The 18,419-nt window shown below is 70.6% G+C and carries 16 protein-coding genes; 7 read left to right on the forward strand and 9 right to left on the reverse strand.

The window, feature by feature from the left end:
- Window positions 1-67: 67 nt before the first annotated feature.
- Window positions 68-616: a DNA modification methylase gene (locus tag OVA17_RS01075; protein ID WP_210073749.1), complete on the forward strand. Its 549-nt coding sequence runs from the start codon at window positions 68-70 to the stop codon at window positions 614-616.
- Between the two features lie 57 nt (window positions 617-673).
- Here OVA17_RS01075 and OVA17_RS01080 read toward each other — a convergent pair whose 3' ends face one another.
- The gene (locus OVA17_RS01080; RefSeq protein ID WP_210073747.1) at window positions 674-1,357 is read right to left on the reverse strand and encodes a response regulator transcription factor; all 684 of its coding nucleotides are present in this window, start codon (window positions 1,355-1,357) and stop codon (window positions 674-676) included.
- Window positions 1,354-2,568 (reverse strand): sensor histidine kinase, encoded by a 1,215-nt coding sequence (locus tag OVA17_RS01085; RefSeq protein WP_210073745.1) that lies wholly within the window; start codon window positions 2,566-2,568, stop codon window positions 1,354-1,356. The genes OVA17_RS01080 and OVA17_RS01085 overlap by 4 nt, the downstream gene beginning before the upstream one ends.
- Window positions 2,569-2,741: 173 nt before the next feature.
- On the opposite strand from OVA17_RS01085, the gene phoU reads away from it, so the two are divergent.
- A complete protein-coding gene (gene phoU / locus OVA17_RS01090) occupies window positions 2,742-3,425 on the forward strand; it encodes a phosphate signaling complex protein PhoU (RefSeq protein WP_210073743.1) in 684 nt (227 codons plus the stop codon).
- A gap of 62 nt (window positions 3,426-3,487) precedes the next feature.
- On the opposite strand, the gene OVA17_RS01095 is transcribed toward phoU, so the two are convergent.
- Window positions 3,488-4,234, reverse strand: a complete 747-nt coding sequence (locus OVA17_RS01095) for a phosphoglyceromutase (protein ID WP_210073741.1) — start codon at window positions 4,232-4,234, stop codon at window positions 3,488-3,490.
- Window positions 4,235-4,296: 62 nt separating this feature from the next.
- Between OVA17_RS01095 and OVA17_RS01100 the strand changes: the two genes are divergently transcribed.
- Complete coding sequence (locus OVA17_RS01100) at window positions 4,297-5,085, forward strand: class I SAM-dependent methyltransferase (RefSeq protein WP_267787629.1); 789 nt, start codon at window positions 4,297-4,299, stop codon at window positions 5,083-5,085.
- A gap of 3 nt (window positions 5,086-5,088) precedes the next feature.
- On the opposite strand, the gene OVA17_RS01105 is transcribed toward OVA17_RS01100, so the two are convergent.
- From OVA17_RS01105 to OVA17_RS01120, 4 genes are all read right to left on the reverse strand, one after another.
- Entirely contained in the window at window positions 5,089-6,198 is a 1,110-nt protein-coding gene (locus OVA17_RS01105; protein ID WP_210073738.1) for an FUSC family protein, read from the reverse strand.
- Window positions 6,195-7,283: a YgfZ/GcvT domain-containing protein gene (locus OVA17_RS01110; RefSeq protein ID WP_267787630.1), complete on the reverse strand. Its 1,089-nt coding sequence runs from the start codon at window positions 7,281-7,283 to the stop codon at window positions 6,195-6,197. The genes OVA17_RS01105 and OVA17_RS01110 overlap by 4 nt, the downstream gene beginning before the upstream one ends.
- Before the next feature lie 2 nt (window positions 7,284-7,285).
- The gene (locus tag OVA17_RS01115; RefSeq protein ID WP_267787631.1) at window positions 7,286-7,885 is read right to left on the reverse strand and encodes an FABP family protein; all 600 of its coding nucleotides are present in this window, start codon (window positions 7,883-7,885) and stop codon (window positions 7,286-7,288) included.
- Between the two features lie 130 nt (window positions 7,886-8,015).
- Window positions 8,016-8,306, reverse strand: a complete 291-nt coding sequence (locus OVA17_RS01120; protein WP_267787632.1) for a hypothetical protein — start codon at window positions 8,304-8,306, stop codon at window positions 8,016-8,018.
- A 114-nt stretch (window positions 8,307-8,420) separates the two neighbouring features.
- Between OVA17_RS01120 and OVA17_RS01125 the strand changes: the two genes are divergently transcribed.
- Genes OVA17_RS01125 through OVA17_RS01140 form a run of 4 tightly spaced genes read left to right on the forward strand, consistent with a single transcriptional unit; the run spans window position 8,421 to window position 12,920 of the window.
- Entirely contained in the window at window positions 8,421-9,113 is a 693-nt protein-coding gene (locus OVA17_RS01125; RefSeq protein WP_056229289.1) for a winged helix-turn-helix domain-containing protein, read from the forward strand.
- Between the two features lie 56 nt (window positions 9,114-9,169).
- Window positions 9,170-11,338: an RNA degradosome polyphosphate kinase gene (locus OVA17_RS01130; protein ID WP_210073734.1), complete on the forward strand. Its 2,169-nt coding sequence runs from the start codon at window positions 9,170-9,172 to the stop codon at window positions 11,336-11,338.
- Window positions 11,335-12,285, forward strand: a complete 951-nt coding sequence (locus tag OVA17_RS01135) for an NUDIX hydrolase (protein WP_267787633.1) — start codon at window positions 11,335-11,337, stop codon at window positions 12,283-12,285. Before OVA17_RS01130 ends, OVA17_RS01135 begins: the two co-directional genes overlap by 4 nt.
- A complete protein-coding gene (locus OVA17_RS01140; protein ID WP_267787634.1) occupies window positions 12,282-12,920 on the forward strand; it encodes a hypothetical protein in 639 nt (212 codons plus the stop codon). Before OVA17_RS01135 ends, OVA17_RS01140 begins: the two co-directional genes overlap by 4 nt.
- Window positions 12,921-13,030: 110 nt before the next feature.
- Here OVA17_RS01140 and OVA17_RS01145 read toward each other — a convergent pair whose 3' ends face one another.
- Window positions 13,031-14,329 carry a M1 family metallopeptidase gene (locus tag OVA17_RS01145; RefSeq protein ID WP_267787635.1) on the reverse strand — a complete coding sequence of 433 codons (1,299 nt, stop codon included), beginning with the start codon at window positions 14,327-14,329 and terminating at the stop codon, window positions 13,031-13,033.
- Window positions 14,326-18,264: a Pls/PosA family non-ribosomal peptide synthetase gene (locus OVA17_RS01150; protein ID WP_267787636.1), complete on the reverse strand. Its 3,939-nt coding sequence runs from the start codon at window positions 18,262-18,264 to the stop codon at window positions 14,326-14,328. The genes OVA17_RS01145 and OVA17_RS01150 overlap by 4 nt, the downstream gene beginning before the upstream one ends.
- Window positions 18,265-18,419 lie beyond the last annotated feature (155 nt).

Here is an 18,419-nt window from a genome sequence, read left to right on the forward strand (position 1 = left end):
GCGAGCGGCCCGGTACCGCCGACCCCGTAGGATGATCTGGATGCCGTCTGTCGATCTTGGAGGATCCGTGAAAACGCGCCTGATCGCGTCCATCGCCGTGGGTGCAGCTGTCGTACTCGGTACGACGGGATGCAACATCCTCGCCCCGCAGGCGACCACCATCGATTACTCCGCGTCCGACGGTGTGAACGTGCCCGCCGACTCCGGTCCGCTGCACATCCGCAATGCGATGATCGTCGCCGACGAAGACGGCACGACCGGCAACTTCGTCGCCGCCATCGTCAACGACACCACCGACGTGCTCACACTGAAGCTCGAGGTCGGCGAGGGCGCGACCGCCGTCCCCGCCTCGGTGACGGTGCCGGCCAACCGAACCCTCAGCCTCGGCGATCTGGCCAATGGTGTCGAGCCGCTCCGCCTCGACGACATCGACGCGGCCCCCGGCTCGACGGTTCCCGTGTACTTCCAGTCCGGCGACGGACAGGGTGCTCTCATCCAGGTGCCCGTCCTCGACGGGGCGCTCGAGTACCTCGCCCCTCTCGCGCCGAGCCCCGAGGCGTCGACCTCGTTCCCGGCCACGCCGTCGCCGACGCCCAGCGCGACTCCCGCGTCCTGAACACACGACGAAGGCGCCGACGGTTCTCCGTCGGCGCCTTCGTCGTTCCCGCGACCGTCAGGCTTCGAACCGGTAGCCCAGGCCTCGCACGGTGACGAGCATGCTCGGCTCGCTCGGGTTCTGCTCGATGCGCGAGCGGATGCGCTTGATGTGCACGTCGAGCGTCTTGGTGTCGCCGAAATAGTCCGTTCCCCAGACGCGATCGATGAGCTGTCCGCGGGTGAGCACGCGACCGGCGTTGCGCATCAGCACCTCGAGGAGTTCGAACTCTTTGAGGGGGATGTTGATCTCTCCCCCGTCGACGGCGACAGTATGCCGGTCGATGTCGAGCACCACGCGCCCGCCGGAGAGGATGCGGTCGTCGAGGTCGGCCTCCTCCGGCGCGCGGCGGCGCAGCACAGCCCGCATCCGCGCCAACAGCTCGCGGGTCGAGTACGGCTTGGTGACGTAATCGTCCGCGCCGAGTTCGAGACCGACGACGATATCGACTTCGGAGTCCTTGGCCGTGAGCATGATGATCGGAACCTGCGAGCTCAGTCGCACCTGGCGGCAGACCTCGGTCCCGGGCATCCCGGGAAGCATGAGATCCAGCAGGACGATGTCGGCACCGCGATCGCGGAAAGCGACCAGGGCGAGGGCGCCGTCCTCGGCGATCTCGACCTCGTAGCCCTCCCGTCGCAGCAGGTAGGCCAGCGGGTCGGCCAGATCGGGTTCGTCCTCGACGATCAGAACGCGGGTCATGCGGTGTCTCCCTTCGCGGGTACGGGGGTCGTCGCGGAGCCCTTGCGGCCCTTGCGGCGGGGTTTGGGGCGGACGCTCTCCAGATCGGGAGCCTCCGACATCGGAAGTCGGATGGTGAATGTCGAGCCGCGGTCGGGACGCGACCAGAGCCGCACCTCGCCCCCATGGCGCTGGACGGCATGCTTGACGATCGAGAGGCCGAGCCCGGTTCCGCCGGTTCGACGCGAGCGAGCCTGGTCGGCGCGGTAGAACCTCTCGAAGACGCGGTGCTGATCGCTCTCGGGGATGCCGATACCGCGGTCGGTCACCGCGATCTCGACCACGGTGTCGTCGAGCTTCACGCCGATTCCGACCTTCGAGCCCTGCGGGGAGTACGCGATGGCATTGGCCACGAGGTTACCCACGGCCTCGGTGAGGATCTGCGGCTCGCCGCGCACCCACAACCCCTTGGTGCCTCCGCGGACGACCGTGACCTGGGCGGCATCCGCCTGGATGGCGTACCCCTCGACCGCGGCGGTGACGACCTCGTCGATCGATACGTCGCGCACGTCGCGCAACTCGTCTGAGGCCTGCAGACGCGAAAGGCTCAGGATGCGATTGACCAGGGCCGCCAATCGCGTGACCTCGGCCTGGAGCCGCGACGCGAAGTGCCGCACCTGAGCGGGATCGTCGGCCGCCGACTCGATCGCCTCGGCGAGCAGACTCACCGCACCCACGGGTGTCTTGAGCTCATGGCTCGTGTTCGCCACGAAATCGCGACGCATCTCCTCCACGCGCTCGTGCTCGGTGATGTCGCGCAGTACGACGAGGGTCAGACGACCCGAGATGGGGGTGGCGCGCACGGCGACCAGCCGCGGCTCGGCGGGAGCGGCGCCGCGCCGCAAGCGCAGGTTCTCGGCGATGCCCGAGCCGGTGTCGCGCGCCACGCGAGCCACACGCTTGAGTTCTTCGCTCGCGATCACCTCTCCGGCCTGGACGCCGAAGACCTCGGCGGCCGGCGAGAGCGCCAGCACCGTCGACGAGGTGTCGCACACGAAAGCGGGGTCGTCCATCGCCCCCAGCATGGCCTCCACGCCCTCGGGCACCTCGGCGGAGGTCTGCGCGAGAGAGCGGTCACGGGCACGCAGTGCCGCGACCACGAGGCCGACGACCGCCGCTCCGACGAGGAGTCCAGCCAGGAGCGCGAGCAGCACGAGCTGCGGTTGTTGCATGCCTCCACAGTAGAGGCGCCCCTTGAGCGTCACCGGCCGTTCACCCCCGTGAGAGCCGCCGTAGAGGCTACTATTCACTGTCACAGCACCACTCGTTAACCTTCGCTGGGAAGAATCCCCCAGGGTTGCGGGACACCTATGTGCCGTGCCGCCGACGAGGAAGGTACCCGCCCATGCGCGAAGTATTCCACCAGTCCCTCGAGGACGTTCAGAGCCGACTGGTCGAGATCGCCGACCTCGTGACCGTTGCGATCGACCGCGCCACCCGCGCGTTCGGCACCAGCGATGTCTCCCTCGCCGAAGAGGTCATCGAAGCCGATGCCATCATCGACGAGAAGGCCTTCGAACTCGACGAGCTCGCGATCGAGATCCTCGCCCGCCAGCAGCCCGTGGCGCGCGACCTGCGTATCGTCGTCACCGCGCTCCGGGTGAGCGCCTCACTCGAGCGCATGGGCGACATGGCCGAGCACATCGCACAGCTCGCGCGCTCGCGCTTCCCCGAGCGCGCGATCCCCAAGGGCTTGAAGAGCACCTTCACCCGCATGGGCGAGCTCGACGTCGAGGTATCGCGCAAGCTCGCCGAGCTGCTGCGCACGCAGGACCTTCGGCTCGCCGAAGCCATCCGCGACGCCGACGACGACATCGACGAACTGCACGTCAGCGTCTTCGAGAAGGTGCTCGGCGACTCCTGGAAGGGTGAGGCGACGGCGACGGTCGACGCGACCCTGGCCAGCCGTTACCACGAGCGCTTCGCCGACCACGCGGTGTCCGTCGCCAAGAAGGTCATCTACCTCGCGACCGGTGACTGGGCCGGCGCCGACGACGAATCCACCCACGAACCGAGCCCGGTCATCTGACCGCGGAACGCGAGAAGAGGGGGTGGATGCCGACCGGCATCCGCCCCCTCTTCTGTTCGGCGTCAGTGCTTGTTGCCCTGGGCGGCGACGGCGGCGGCGCCGGCGGCCGCGGCCTCGGGGTCGAGGTACTCGCCCGGACCGAGGGGCTTGAGGTCGTCGTCGAGGCGGTAGACCAGCGGGATGCCGGTCGGGATGTTCAGCTCGGCGATGTCGGCGTCGCTGATGCCCTCGAGATGCTTCACGAGACCGCGCAGCGAGTTGCCGTGCGCCGTGACGAGCACGGTCTTGCCGGCCTGCAGGTCGGGGACGATGTCGCTGTGCCAGTAGGGCAGCATGCGGTCGATGACGATCTTCAGGGACTCGGTGTCGGGCACCTCGCCGTCGATCCCGTCGTAACGGGGGTCGCCGACCTGGCTGTACTGGTCGTCGGCGGGCAGGGCCGGCGGCGGAACGTCGAACGAACGACGCCAGAGCATGAACTGCTCGTTACCGAACTCCTCGAGGGTCTGCGCCTTGTCCTTGCCCTGCAGAGCGCCGTAATGACGCTCATTGAGGCGCCACGACCGCTTGACCGGGATCCAGAGGCGATCGGCGGCATCGAGGGCGATGTTGGCCGTCTGGATCGCGCGGCTGAGCACCGAGGTGTGCAGCACGTCGGGAAGGACACCGGACTCGGCGAGCAGCTCACCGCCGCGCTTCGCCTCGGCCTTGCCCTGGTCGGTGAGTCGCACGTCGACCCAGCCGGTGAACTGGTTGGTCTTGTTCCACTCGCTCTGCCCGTGGCGGAGGAGGATCAGCGTGTGAGGCATGACTCCATGCTATCGAGGTGAGGGCCGCGGGCCGGGGCTGGACGGCCTGACAAGATGTTCGAGTGACCCCCTCCCCCGTCGGCCGTCCCACCCGCGGCACGACCGGGGTCAATCGCCTTCGTCGTATCGACCGCTGGATCGCTCGGCACCCGGTCCTCCGTCGTGCCGACGACCCGCTCGTGGTCGACCTCGGCTTCGGAGCGAGTGCGGTGACTCCCCTCGAGCTCCTCGCCCGGCTTCGCAGCCAGAGACCGGACGCCGAGGTCCTCGGCCTCGAGATCGACCCCGACCGCGTCGCTCGGGCCCGCGAACAGTCCGCCGGGGTCGAGGGCGTGTCTTTCGCACGCGGGGGCTTCGAAGTCCCCCTGCCGGCGTCTCGTCGCCCCGCGATCATCCGAGCCATGAACGTGCTCCGCCAGTATGACGAGGGCGACGTCGCCGACGCCTGGGGTCGCATGTGCGCGCGGCTGCAGCCCGACGGCATCCTGGTCGAGGGAACCTGCGACGAGATCGGCCGCGTCGCGACCTGGACGGAGGTGGGAGCGGATGCCGTAGCCCGCAGTCTCACCATCTCGCTGCGCCTCGCCGAGCTCGATTCCCCCGCGATCGCCGCCGAGCGCCTGCCGAAGGCCCTGATCCACCGCAACGTCGAGGGAGAACGCGTGCATGAGTTCGTGACCTCGCTCGATCGCGAATGGGCCCGAGCCGCGGCGGTCGCCCCGTTCGGGCCGGTCCACCGGTGGCGCACGGCGATGCTCGCCCTGGCCGACGCGGGGTGGCCCCTGCTGCGCCGCGAGAGGTGGCGGCTCGGCGAAGTGGGCGTGGCGTGGGAGGCAGTCGCTCCGAGCTGAGCGTCAGACGCGCGGAAGGAGCGCCCGGGCGTCGGCGGAGGGCATCCCGGCCGCGACGAGCAGGTCGACCGCCAGCGGACGCAGGGCCGCGACGAGATTGAGCTCGCCCACGCGCCCCTCGGGCAGCAGAACCGCGGGATCGAGTCGTCGCGCGACTGCTCCGACGGCTTCTCGGGCGACGGGCTCGAGCGAGATGTCGTCGAGGCTGTCGCGGACGAGGCCCGCGCCCCGGGCAAGCTCGGCCAGCAGATCGGCGGGGACGGGTCGGCTCTCACCGTCCGCACAGAGGTAGGCGGCGCGCCGGGCGACCACGCGAAGGTTGCGCGTGGTGAGGTCGAGGGCACCGCGGACGCGTTCGTGGCGATCGAGCTCGGTGCGCTGGCGGCGCAGGAACGGCGAGATGCGCGCGACCTCGCGGCCCGACTCGAGCGACCCGCTCCACGCGTCGACGTAGGTCTGCAGCGAACGCGCGCGTTCCAGACCGCGCTCGGCGCGTGCGCGATCGCCCCTGCGCAGCGCCCGCACGATGGTGTCCATGGCGGCATCCAGCGCGTCGAACAGCTCGTCGGCGTCGCGCAGCTCGGTGCGGCGGAGGGTGCGCGGGATCAGCGCGGTCACGATGAGCGCGGCGACGCCGCCGATCGCCCCGTCCACGAGGCGCAGGAACGGCACACCCGACACCAGCACCAGGGCGATGAGCGACTGGACGACCGCCGCGAGCGCGAAGCCCGGCTGGGGCGACAGGAACCGGGCCACGACGAGGGTCACCGTCATCGCGAGCGCGATCTGCCACCATCCGGCCCCGGCGACGAGCAGGACGACCTCGGCGATGAGGATGCCGACGAGCATGCCCATGACCGTCTCGGCGACCCGCCACGGGCGCGCGTCGCGCACCAGCCCGAGGCTCGACACCGTGACCGTCGCCGCGAGCAGAGGGACCGAGTGCCCCAGCACGAAGTGCGCGAAAGCGTACGCCGCGGTCGCGGCGACGACGATCTGCGCGATCGCCGGCAGCGACTCGCGCACGCGGTTGACCCGGCGCCCGACGGTGGAGCGCCAGCGCGGACCGGCGACGACGACCCCGACGGTCGTCGAGGAGTCGTCGGGGGTCATTCCGCGGCGCGGCGCCGCCCGAGGCGCGGCAGACGGGGAACAGCGGCAGTGGCGCCCGCGTCGGCGGGAACGACGGTCTCGGCCGCCGCGGCCAGCGGTCCGTCGGCGGTGTCGACGATGAGCGGCTCGCCCTCGGGAGCGGTGCGTTTGACGAGGGCGAGGGCGATCGGCCCCTCTTCGTGGTGGACGGCCACCGAGGTGATGGCGCCGATCACGGTGTCGCCCGCGCGTACGGCGTCTCCGCGGACGGGGAGGACGTTGTCGCTGCCGTCGAGCTGGAGGGCCACGACGCGGCGCGGAGGATGACCGAGGTTGTGGACCTTCGCCACCGTCTCCTGGCCGCGGTAGCAGCCCTTCGACAGGTGCACCGCCGTGCGGAGCCAGTCCATCTCGTGCGGGAGCAGTCGCTCATCGGCGTCGACGGCCACGCGAGGGCGCCACGCCGCGATACGCAGGGCTTCGACCGCGTCGAGACCGGCCAAGGCCGTCTCTCCGCTCACGGCCGACGCGATCACTCGCTCGAACTCCGCGGCATCCACGATCGCCTCGGCCCAGTCGCGGTCGGCACCCGGGTGCGGGTCGACGCGGGCGTAGGCCCACCCACCCGGCGAGACGTCCGGCCACGGGTCGACCCACACCGGAGCGACGGACGAGAGGACCCCCACTGCCTCGTGCGTTCCGCCGAGCACGAAAAGGTCGTCGGAGCGGTCGGCGACCACCACGCGCAGGCGGAAGCGCATACGCGTCAGCCACGCGGCGAGGGCCGCGGCATCCGACGCGTCGACGAGAAGCCACGCGGTCTCGCCGTCGTCGACCACCGAGGCGGCGTGCTCGACGCGCCCCTGGGGGTCGAGGATGAGGAACTCGGTCGAGACGCCGGGCGCGAGGTGCGTGAGGGCCTGCGACGACAGCGAGTCGAGCCAGCTGAGGCGGTCCTCACCCGAGACCGTGATGACGCGGCGGTCGCCGAGGGGCGCGAGAGCGGATCCGGATGCCAAGCGGCGCTGCTCCGCCACGGGAGAGCCGACGTGGCGCAGCCCGCGATCGTCGATCACCGCACCGGGGACGGCGGAGAGGGATGACATGGTCACTCTGCCCGGGCCAGTCGAGCCGAGGCGTGCGAGCCCAGCTCTCGACCGAGGGCCGCGATGTCCCACGCCCAGAGAAGGTGGTTGTCGACGAGCCCGTACAGGCGGGTAGCCGCCGTGTAGGTCTTCGCACCGGCGGTACGGACGACGGCATCGGTCGCGAGATCGATGCGCGGCCCCTTCACCTGCCCGACATAGAGCTCCAGGATGCCATCGGCGTGCGCCAGGCTCACCTCGATGTCGAAGCCGCCCTGGGCGTTGCGCAGGGCTTCGACGTCGTCGGCCGTACGGGTGACGGGCTCGGCCGTCGCGGGGAGGAGCCCGGGGCCGGCGTCGGCGTCGCCGACGGGTCGTGCGAGACGCCAGTAGCCGATCTCGGAGACGAGGGGGCGCCGCCCGTCGCCCTCGATCAGCCACGCATCGGCGGAGTAGTTGAGGAATCCCCCGCCGTCATGGCTGAAGCTGACGCGATGGGCGAACTCGCCCGAGAAGGATCGGTCATCGACCTCGTAGTCGATGACGCCGGTGCCCTCCCAGACGCCCACCAGCCACGAGAGCGGGACGAGGTCGGCCGGAAGATCGGTCGGGATCTCGATCACGACGCGCTCAGCGCTGGCCGCGGTAGAGGTTCCAGATGACCGTTCCGGACACGAAGGCGATCGCCAGCGAGGCGAGGCCGAGAAGTCCCACGAAGAACGCTTCGAGCGCGAAAAGGTCCATAGCCCAATCCTAGCCCGACACCAGCGCCGCGAGTCCGAACCCGGCCGTGATGATGCCCAGCACCACCATCGCCCCGAGGCTGCTCAACGCCATGCGCTGGATGAACGCCTGCGAGCGGCCGTACCAGAGCTGCACGGCGAACGCCACGATGATGCAGCCCCCCAGAGCGACGGTGATCCACTGGGCGCGCCAGTGCTCCGGAGCGAACAGGCCGATGAGCACTCCGGCCACCGCGGCCAGCACCCACACGGCGACGATGCCGCCGAATGTGCGACGCGGCGCGAGGTCAGGCGTGGACATGACCCCATCATCACTCACGACCCCCTCGGCGCGCACGCGCAGCGCCGGTGTCGAGCGGCTCCGCGCGTCACCCTAAGATGATCGGGTGCGCGGCACGCCGCACGGGAGGTCCTCTTGGCTCAGCTTCTTGTACTCAGCTCCGCCCCGGGCGGCGGGGCTGCTCTGCCTGCGCTCGAACTGCTGAGCCACCGGGTGCGGCAAATACCCGCCGAGGCCGCGCAGCTGGTGAACGCCCCCAGTGCCGACGTCATCTTCGTCGACGCCCGCTTCGACCTGGTCGGGGCCAAGTCGCTCAGCAAGATCCTCACGACCACCGGCGTCGAGGCGCCCCTGGTGCTCATCGTGACCGAGGGCGGTCTCACCGCCGTCTCCACGGACTGGGGCATCGACGACGTCGTCCTCGTCGGCGCCGGTCCCGCCGAGATCGACGCGCGCATCCGCCTCGCCATGGGGCGACGGGCCGCTGACCAGGTGTCGACGCGTATCCAGACCTCCGGCATCACGATCGACGAGTCGTCGTACTCGGCCAAGGTGCACGGTAAGCCCCTCGACCTCACCTACAAGGAGTTCCAGCTCCTGCACTTCTTCGCCACGCACCCGTCGCGCGTGTTCACCCGCGAGCAGTTGCTCAGCGAGGTCTGGGGCTACGACTACTTCGGCGGCACGCGCACGGTCGACGTGCACGTTCGACGCCTCCGCGCCAAGCTCGGCGATCTCGAGCAGCTCATCGGCACCGTGCGCAACGTCGGCTACCGGTTCAACGTCTACGAAGACGACGCCCCCGCCGCGGCATCCCCCTCCGCATAAGGTCGCACGCACCGCGTGTTCACCCCCGTGTCACCGACCCCTGCAATGATGTGGGAATGATGGAACACGACTCGCTCGATGCCGGCCTCGGCGACGCCGACGACGACGACTTCGACGAGGCCGTAGAGGCCGAAGACGACCAGTTGCCCGACCACCGCTACCTCGACCGTGAGATCAGCTGGCTGTCGTTCAATCAGCGTGTGCTCGAGCTCGCCGAGGACCCCACGGTCCCGGTCCTGGAGCGGGCGAACTTCCTCGCCATCTTCGCCAGCAACCTCGACGAGTTCTTCATGGTGCGGGTGGCGGGCCTGAAGCGCCGCATCGTCACGGGGCTCGCCGTTCCCACCAACGTGGGCCGCGCCCCGCTCGACGTGCTCGCCGACATCTCGGCCGAGGCCCACCGCCTGCAACTGCGTCACGCCGCCGCGTGGACCGAGAAGGTGCGTCCCGCCCTCGCCGAAGCCGGCATCGAGGTCGTGTCGTGGGGGTCGCTCGACGAGGACACCGCCGCGCGCCTGACCGAGTACTTCCAGCGGAACGTCTTCCCGGTGCTCATGCCGCTCGCCGTCGACCCGGCGCACCCGTTCCCCTACATCTCGGGGCTCTCGCTCAACCTCGCGATCCGCATCCGCAACGCTCGCACCGGCCGCCAGGAGTTCGCGCGTCTCAAAGTGCCACCGATGCTCCCGCGCTTCGTCGAGATCGGCGGGGACGGACCCGGCGTGCGCTACCTGCCGCTCGAGGAACTCATCTCGAACCACCTGGGGGATCTGTTCCCGGGGATGGAGGTCCTCGACCACCACGCGTTCCGTCTGACGCGCAACGAGGACATGACGATCGAGGAGGACGAGACCGAGAACCTCATCCAGGCGCTCGAGGCCGAGCTCCTGCGTCGTCGTTTCGGTCCCCCCATCCGCCTCGAGATCACCGAGGACATGGACGACGTCACGCGTTCGCTGCTGCTGAGCGAACTCGACATCACCGAGCAGGAGGTCTACCGGCTGCCGGGCTCCCTCGACCTGCGCGGTCTGTTCGACCTGTCGCGCATCGACCGCCCCGACCTGCGTTACCCGCCGCACGTGCCCAAGACGGCGCTGGCCTTCCAGCCGCCCGAGCAGAACGGACGCGCCGACCTGTTCGGTGCGATCCGCAAGGGCGACGTGCTGGTGCACCACCCGTACGAGTCGTTCGCGACGAGCGTGCAGGCGTTCCTCGAGCAGGCCGCCCGCGACCCGCACGTGCTCGCCATCAAGCAGACGCTGTACCGCACGTCGGGCGACAGCCCTATCGTGCAGGCGCTCATCGACGCCGCCGAGGCCGGCAAACAGGTCCTCGCGCTCGTCGAGGTCAAGGCGCGCTTCGACGAGGCCAACAACATCGTCTGGGCCCGCAAGCTCGAGAAGGCCGGCGTCCACGTCGTCTACGGTCTGGTGGGGCTCAAGACCCACTGCAAGCTCGCGCTCGTCATCCGCGAAGAAGAGGGTCGCCTGCGCCACTACAGCCATGTCGGCACGGGCAACTACAACCCCAAGACGAGCCGCATCTACGAGGACTTCGGGCTGTTCACCGTCGACGACCAGGTGGGCCGCGATCTCACGCGCCTGTTCAACGAGCTCAGCGGCTACGCGATCGAGAAGAAGTTCAAGCGTCTTCTCGTGGCTCCCCTGCACCTGCGCAAGGGGCTGCTGCGTCACATCGACAAGGAGCGTCGCAACGCGCTCGAGGGCAAGCCCTCCGGCGTGCGGATCAAGGTCAACTCGATGGTCGACGAGGAGATCATCGACGCGCTGTACCGCGCGAGCCAGGCCGGTGTTCCCGTCGAGGTATGGGTGCGCGGAATCTGTTCGATCAAGCCGGGCGTCCCCGGAATGAGCGAGAACATCACGGTGCGATCGATCCTCGGTCGCTACCTCGAGCATTCGCGCATCTTCACCTTCGAGAACGACGGCGACCCGCAGGTCTTCATCGGAAGCGCCGACATGATGCACCGCAACCTCGACCGCCGCGTCGAGGCGCTCGTGCGCGTGGTCGACCCGGCTCAGGTGCAAGAGCTCACGACGCTGTTCACCCTCGCGATGGACGACGGCACGAGCTCGTGGCACCTCGGCTCGGAGGGAGAGTGGACGCGGCACAGCGTCGACGAGTCCGGTGCGCCTCTCATCGATCTGCAGGAGCACACCATGGCGCTCGTGCAGCGCAAGCGCCGGGCCCGGACGGCGCGGTGACGAAGGCCGAACCCGAGACGGCCGTCTACGCGGCCGGCGGCGTCGTGTGGCGCTTCGTGGAGGGCAAGCTCCGCGTTCTGCTCATCCACCGTACGAAGTACCGGGACCTCACCCTCCCGAAGGGGAAGGTCGACCCCGGCGAAACGCTCGCCGAGACCGCCGTGCGCGAGATCCGCGAGGAGACCGGCATCCGGGTCTCGCTCGGGGTGCCCGTGGGCGTCTCGAGATACCGGATGCCGAGCTCACGCACCAAGATCGTGCACTATTGGGCGGCGGAGGCGACGGACGCCGCCGTGCGCAGCTCGACGTTCGTCCCCAACAAAGAGGTCGCGGCGATCGAGTGGGTGAGCCTGAAGAAGGCGCGCAAGAACCTCTCCTATCCCGTCGACATCGAGATCCTCGACGAGTTCACGCGGATCGTCGACGAAGGGGCCCTGCCGACCTTCCCGATCGTCGTGCTGCGCCACGCGAGAGCACGCGCGCGGGAGGAATGGGACGGCTCCGACAGCGTGCGGCCGCTGACCCCGCGCGGTCGCCGCCAAGCCGAGGCGATCGTCGGACCCCTGCTCGCGTTCGGCGTGCGGCGGGTGTACTCCAGCCCGGCGGAGCGATGCATTCGTACGGCGACACCCCTCGCCCAGGCCCTGGGCCAGCGCATCCACCTGACCGACGCGGTCAGTCAGGACGCGTGGGAAGAGGGACGCGCCGACTCGCGCACCCTCATCGGCGAGCGGGTGCGCGCCCGCAAACCGGTGGTCGTGTCGAGCCATCGGCCGGTGCTCCCCGACATCCTGCACGAGCTCGCGCTCGCGACCGGGACCATGGGCGGTTCCTACCTGGGCAGTGCTTCGGCGCTCGAGCCCGCCGCGTTCTCGGTCGTGCACATTCCGGTCGAGCATCCCGGTGCCGGCATCGTGGCCATCGAGACGCACGAGCCGAAGGTGTGACGCTTCCCGCCGGCATCCGTGTCGCGTGGCGCGAGGTTCCCGCGGGCTCGAAGCGCCGGGACGTCTCGCGTGCACTGCTCGCCGAGCTGCTGCCGGGGGCGTGGTTCACGTCGCGCTGCCCCGTGTGCGGTGCGGACCACGGTCGCGTGCGCGTGGAGGGGGCGGATGCCGCGGCCTCGGTGTCGTACGCCGGGGGTTGGGCCGTCGTGGCCACGGCGTCGGGGCACGAGAGCGTCGGTGTGGATGCGGTGCCCGGGCATGCAGCCGGCTTGGAGCGGGTCCTTCCCCCCGTGGTGTCCGACCGGCCGGCCGGCCTCGAGACGAGCGCTACGCGGGCGGAGGCGGAGCACCGTGCGACCGGGGGCGAGCAGGCCCGGGCGTGGGCGCGGGTGGAGGCCGTCCTCAAGGCGGACGGCCGGGGGCTCGGCGTGGATCCGCGGTGCGTGGAGGTGACCCTGAACGGTGCGCGGTGGTCGGCTCGGGTGCGGTCACCCTCGTCCGACAGGGCTGAGGCGGGCGACGACGGCGAGGCGGGTGCGCGCGAACGGCGTTGGCGCGGATGGGACCTCGACGGTCCCGACGGCGTCGTGCTCGCGGTGGCCGTGGAGGCGCGCGCGGACGACGTCTCGGTGTGAGGCGCCGTGGGGGGGGTGCGCCGAAACCGCCCGATGCTCTGCCCGGTGGCTCCGCCGGCCGAGGCCATCGGTCCGGTCCCGCGAGTCGCGATGGCGCTGCGGTTCGACCGTCAGGGTCGCGCCGGCAGAGCCTCGTCGTCGATCCACCGTGACAGCACCGCCGCGGCATCCGCTCCCCCGGCGTGTTCGACCGCGGCGCGGAAATCGTCGGTGGTCACGAGAGCGTGCCGATGCTCCGCCGTCCACGATCGCAGGAGCTCGAAGAACGCGTCGTCGCCGAGCGTGCGCCGAAGAGCGTGCAGGGTCAGGGCGCCGCGCTTGTAGACGCGGTCGTCGAACATGTCGTCGGGGCCCGGATCGACGAGAAGAAGATCGCGGGGTTTGGCGGCGAGACGGGCGTAGAAGTCTGCGACGCACGACTCGACGGACGCGCCGCCCGAAGTCTCCGACCACAACCACTCGGCGTAGCAGGCGAAGCCCTCGTTGAGCCAGATGTCGCTCCACCGGGCGATGCCGACGCTGTTGCCGAACCACTGGTGCGCCAGCTCGTGCGCCACGAGGCGCTGCGCCGCGGGAACCAGATGGTTCATGCCGAAGACCGCCAACCCCTGGGCCTCGAGCGGGATCTCCAGCTCGTCGGCGGTCACCACGAGCGTGCACGCCTGCTGGGGGTAGGGCCCGAAGAACCGATCGAAGGCCCGCAGCATGCCGGGCACCGTCGCGAACGCCCGATCGACGGCCGCGCTGAGTCCCGGAGGGGCCGTGACCGTGACCGCGGGCACGAGCGAATCACCGGTGCCCTCGAGCTGGCGTGTGCGATAGCGCCCCACGTGCACGGCCGCGAGATACGTGGCCGTGGGGACGTCGGAGACGAAAGTGGTCGTCACCCGACCGCCCCGCCGCACGCTCGGACCGGCGACCCCCGTGGCCGCCGCCACGTATCCCTCGTCGACCGTGATCTCGAGCCGCATACGCGCGCGGTTGTCCGGGCGGTCGTTGCAGGGGAACCAGGTCGGCGCGCCGGTCGGCTGGCCGGCGACGAGGGCACCATCGGTCAGTTCCTCCCACCCGAGGGTTCCCCACCGGGAACGGCGAGGAGCCGGGGCCCCCGCGTAGGCCACCTCGACCTCGAAACGATCACCCGCGGCGAGCGCGCGCGGCAGGGTGACGCGGAGGACGCGGGGACCGGCCGAGAACCGGGCGCTCGCACCGTCGACGCGCACGCGCGAGGTGCGGAGGCCGACGAGGTCGAGGGCGAAAGACGAGACCGCCTCGCGGGCGACCGCGACGATCGTCGCGACGCCTTCGAGGCGATTGGTGCGCACGCGGTAACCGATCACGAGGTCGTACGACTCGACGTCGTACGACAGGTCGCCGCTCTGCGGGGCGTACCGGTCGACCACGCTCACGTCGTCGACTGGTAGGCGCGCACCTTCACCGCACGCCACGGACCGATGGGATTGCCGCTCCACCGCGAGCCGACCGGTACCGTCTCCCCGCGCATCACGAGCGACGCGGGGCCCACGGTCGCATGCGCGCCGAGCGTCGAGGCGGGAAGGACGACGCTGTGCGGACCGAGGGTCGACCCCGGCTCCAGCTCGACGGTATCCATACTCATGATTCGATCATGGAACAGATGCGTCTGAACGACGCATCCGCGGTTGACGGTTGACGCGTCCCCCAGAGTGACCAGGTCGGGCTCGGGCAGCCAGTAGCTGTCGCACCACACCCCGCGCCCGATCTTCGCGCCGAGAGTGCGCAGCCACACGGCGAGCGCCGGCGTGCCCGCCGCCGCGCGCGCGAACCACGGGGCGGCGACCATCTCGGTGAAGGTGTCCGACACCTCCGTGCGCCACACGAAGCTCGACCAAAGCGGCTGCTCCCCCGCGCGGATGACGCCGACGATCGCCCACTTCGCCGCCGTCGATACGCCGGCCGCCACGGCGCCCGCCGCGAGCAGCACGATGCCCGAGAGCAACAGCGTCCACACCGGGCCCAGGCCTTGCCACAGTGCAGCGAGTGCGAAGATCACGCCGAGACCGAGCGCACACGTCACGACCACCGGCACGAAGCGGCACAGCTCCCAGAGGGTTCGCGCGAGACGCAGCGCCGACGTCGGCCGGTAGGTGCGCGACTCGTCGCCCTCCGCCGACCTCCGGCGCAGGCGCACCGCGGGTGAGCCGAGCCACGATGAGCCCGCCTTGGCCTTGAGCGGCGCGGCCGAGAGCACGGCGACCAGCCCATCGCGCGGAACGCGATGTCCGGGAGCGGCCATGCCGGAGTTGCCGAGGAACGCGCGCTTGCCGATGCGCACCGGCCCGATCCGCAGCCAGCCGGCTCGCAGCTCGTATGAGGCCACCATGGTGTCGTCGGCGAGAAACGCCCCGTCCTCGATCCGCGTCATCGACGGGATGAGCAGCACCGTCGACGCCTCGACGTCGCGGCCCACGCGCGCACCGAGCAGGCGCAGCCATACGGGGGTGAACAGTGACGAGTACAACGGGAAGAGCACCGTGCGGGCGGCATCCAGGAGTCTTTCGATCGTCCACGCCTGCCAGGCGACGCGACTGCGCACGGGGTGCGTCCCCTCGATGAGCGCGATCGACATGACGCGCACGAGTAGGACCACGGATGCCGCGAACACCAGGCCCGTGACCGCGACGCCGGGAACGAGCCAGGCGAAAGCCCCCGCGGCTGCCTGGGCGAGATCGCTCGCGCCGCGCATGCCCTGCGCGACGACGAGCCCACCGACGGTGAACGACGCGAGCGGCAGCAGCGCCAGGACGACCGCCGACGCGGCGTACGCCCAGAGCCAGCGGGTGGGCGACGCCGGGCGCTCGGTCGGCCAGCCCTTCGCCGTGCCGCCCACGCGCACAGCCGGAGACCCGGCCCACGACTGGTCGGCCTTGACGCGGCCGAAGACCGCGGATCCCGGCGCGATCTCGGCGCGACGACCGATGCGCGTTCCGGGAGCGAGGGTCGAACGGGCGCCCACGGTGGCTTCCGCCCCGATGCGCACCTCGCCGATGCGCACGAGGTCACCGTCGATCCAGTACCCGGTCAGATCCACCTCGGGTTCGATCGAGGCTCCGTCGCCGACGACGAGCATTCCCGTGACCGGCGGCAGCGCGTGCAGGTCGACGTTGCGACCGATTCGCGCGCCGAGAGCGCGGGCGTAGTACGACACCCAGGGGGCGCCCGCGAGACCCACGGCATCCACCTGGTCGGCGATCTGCTCGGCGAGCCACAGGCGGATGTGCACCCACCCTCCGCGCGGATAGTCGCCCGGGCGGAGGCCCGCGAGCAGGAGGCGAGCGGATGCCACGGCGATCGCCATGCGCCCGAACGGCGTCGCAAAGACGACGAGGCCGGCCACGAGAACCGGCCACGGCACCGTCGGCAGGACGTCGAAGCCGGGGACGAGCCGCAGGATCGCCGAGGCGGTCAGCAGGTAGAGCAGCCACCGCACCCCCGAGAGGACGAAGAGCGGCACACCGAGCAGCGTCTGCGCCCACTGGGTCGTGCGCGGCGTCGGTTCGGCGCGGTGGAACTCGGCGGGGGTCTCGTCGGCGAGCTGCGGTCCGAGCGCCTTGGCCATCGCCCCCAGTCGGGGCACGTCGTAGATGTCGGCGACCGAGAACTCGGGCACGCGTGCACGGATGCGCGAGACGAGCTGGGCCGCCGCGAGCGACCCGCCGCCCAGATCGAAGAAGTCCGCCTTGCGCTCGGTGACCGGCAGGCCCAGGACGGCCTGCCACTGCTCGGCCAGCCAGGTTTCATCGAGGGAGAAGTCGGTGGGGGCGGGAGCCTCGACACCGGGGAGCGGCCACGGCAGAGCCGCCCGGTCCACCTTGCCCGAGGTGCGCACGGGAAGAGCGTCGACCACGCCCAGAAGCGGGATGGTCGCGGCGGGGAGGCGCTCTGCGAGAGCGGCGCGAGCGGCGGCGCGGTCGAGTTCGACGCCCTCCTCCATCACGAGGTAGCCGACCAGCACCGGGACGCCCGCCTCGGTGGTGCGGACGGCGACCGTGGCGGCGCTGACACCGCGAAGGTCCTGCAGGGCCGACTCCACCTCACCGAGCTCGATGCGCCTGCCGCCGACCTTCACCTGGTCGTCCGCGCGCCCCTGGAACACCAGACCCTCGGGCTCGAAGCGCACGAGATCGCCCGAGCGATAGGCCCGCTCCCACCCGAGAGTCGGCATGGACGCGTACTTCTCGGCGTCCTTCGCCGGGTCGAGATAGCGGGCGAGACCGACGCCGCCGATGATCAGTTCGCCCACCTCTCCCTCCGCCACGGGGAGTCCCTCGGCATCCACCACCGCGAGAGACCAGCCGTCGAGGGGCAGACCGATGCGCACGGGCAGCGAGCCGTCGAGCGGAGCCGCGCACGCCACGACCGTCGCCTCGGTCGGTCCGTACGTGTTCCAGACCTCGCGTCCCTCGGCCACCAGGCGCGCGGCGAGCTCGGGCGGGCACGCCTCTCCGCCGAAGATCAGCAGGCGCACGTTCTCGATCGAGTCCGCCGGCCACATCGCCGCGAGCGTCGGCACGGTCGATACGACCGTGATCCCCTGGCGGAGCAGCCAGGGCGCGAGGTCTTCGCCCGACCGCACGAGAGAACGGGGAGCCGGCACGAGACACGCACCGTGGCCCCAGGCGAGCCACATCTCCTCGCACGAGGCGTCGAAGGCCACCGAGAGCCCGGCCAGCACACGGTCCCCCGGTCCGAGCGGTTCGCTCTGCAGGAAGACGCGCCCCTCCGCTTCGACGAAGGCAGCCGCCGAGCGGTGCGAGACCGCGACGCCCTTGGGGACGCCGGTCGAACCCGAGGTGAAGATGATCCACGCGTCGTCGTCGGCCGTGGGCGGGGCGACGATCGGCACGGCGTTCGTGCCCGGATGCGGAGCGTCTCCGTCGTACAGACGAACGAGGTCGCCCTCGGTCGCCACGAACTCGCCCTCCCCCGCGACGATGCCGCGCACCCCGGCCTCACCGAACACCAGGCGGGCGCGCTCGTCGGGATCGTCGGCATCCACCGGCACGTAGGCGGCGCCCGCCGCCATGACCGCGAGTATCGACACGTACAGCTCCTTGGAACCGGACGGCATGCGCACGCCCACCCGGTCACCCCGTCGCACTCCAGCGTCATGCAGAGCCGCTGCCGTCCGCCACACACGCGCCAGCAGCTCGCGGTAGCTGAGGGCACCCGACCCGTCGTCGATCGCGGAGGCTTCGGGATACCGAGCGGCGACGTCGGTCAGGATGTCGATGAGAGTGCGCGCGGGCGGCGCAGCCCCCGTCCGGTCCAGCGGGGCCTGAGCTTCGAAAGCGGAGGTCGTCACGGAGGTGAACAGTACAACCCCCAGGAAAACACCCCGGGACGGCCGCCCCGGTTCACCTCCCGTTCACCCGTGCAACGCAGTCTGTTCTCCGTCGCTGTTTACCGTTCACGACGAACCCTGCACCGGGTTCCTGTTCCCGACATGCGAAGGATTCA

This window comes from Microbacterium sp. SL75 (assembly GCF_026625865.1).
Taxonomy (GTDB): Bacteria; Actinomycetota; Actinomycetes; order Actinomycetales; family Microbacteriaceae; genus Microbacterium.

Bases quoted from the DNA above. Each gene is read 5' to 3' on its own strand.
- OVA17_RS01085 (WP_210073745.1), bottom strand. From the start codon at position 2,568: ATGCAACAACCGCAGCTCGTGCTGCTCGCGCTCCTGGCTGGACTCCTC.
- phoU (WP_210073743.1), top strand. From the start codon at position 2,742: ATGCGCGAAGTATTCCACCAGTCCCTCGAGGACGTTCAGAGCCGACTG.
- OVA17_RS01105 (WP_210073738.1), bottom strand. From the start codon at position 6,198: ATGACCCCCGACGACTCCTCGACGACCGTCGGGGTCGTCGTCGCCGGT.
- OVA17_RS01130 (WP_210073734.1), top strand. From the start codon at position 9,170: ATGATGGAACACGACTCGCTCGATGCCGGCCTCGGCGACGCCGACGAC.
- OVA17_RS01110 (WP_267787630.1), bottom strand. From the start codon at position 7,283: ATGTCATCCCTCTCCGCCGTCCCCGGTGCGGTGATCGACGATCGCGGG.
- OVA17_RS01080 (WP_210073747.1), bottom strand. From the start codon at position 1,357: ATGACCCGCGTTCTGATCGTCGAGGACGAACCCGATCTGGCCGACCCG.
- OVA17_RS01120 (WP_267787632.1), bottom strand. From the start codon at position 8,306: ATGTCCACGCCTGACCTCGCGCCGCGTCGCACATTCGGCGGCATCGTC.
- OVA17_RS01095 (WP_210073741.1), bottom strand. From the start codon at position 4,234: ATGCCTCACACGCTGATCCTCCTCCGCCACGGGCAGAGCGAGTGGAAC.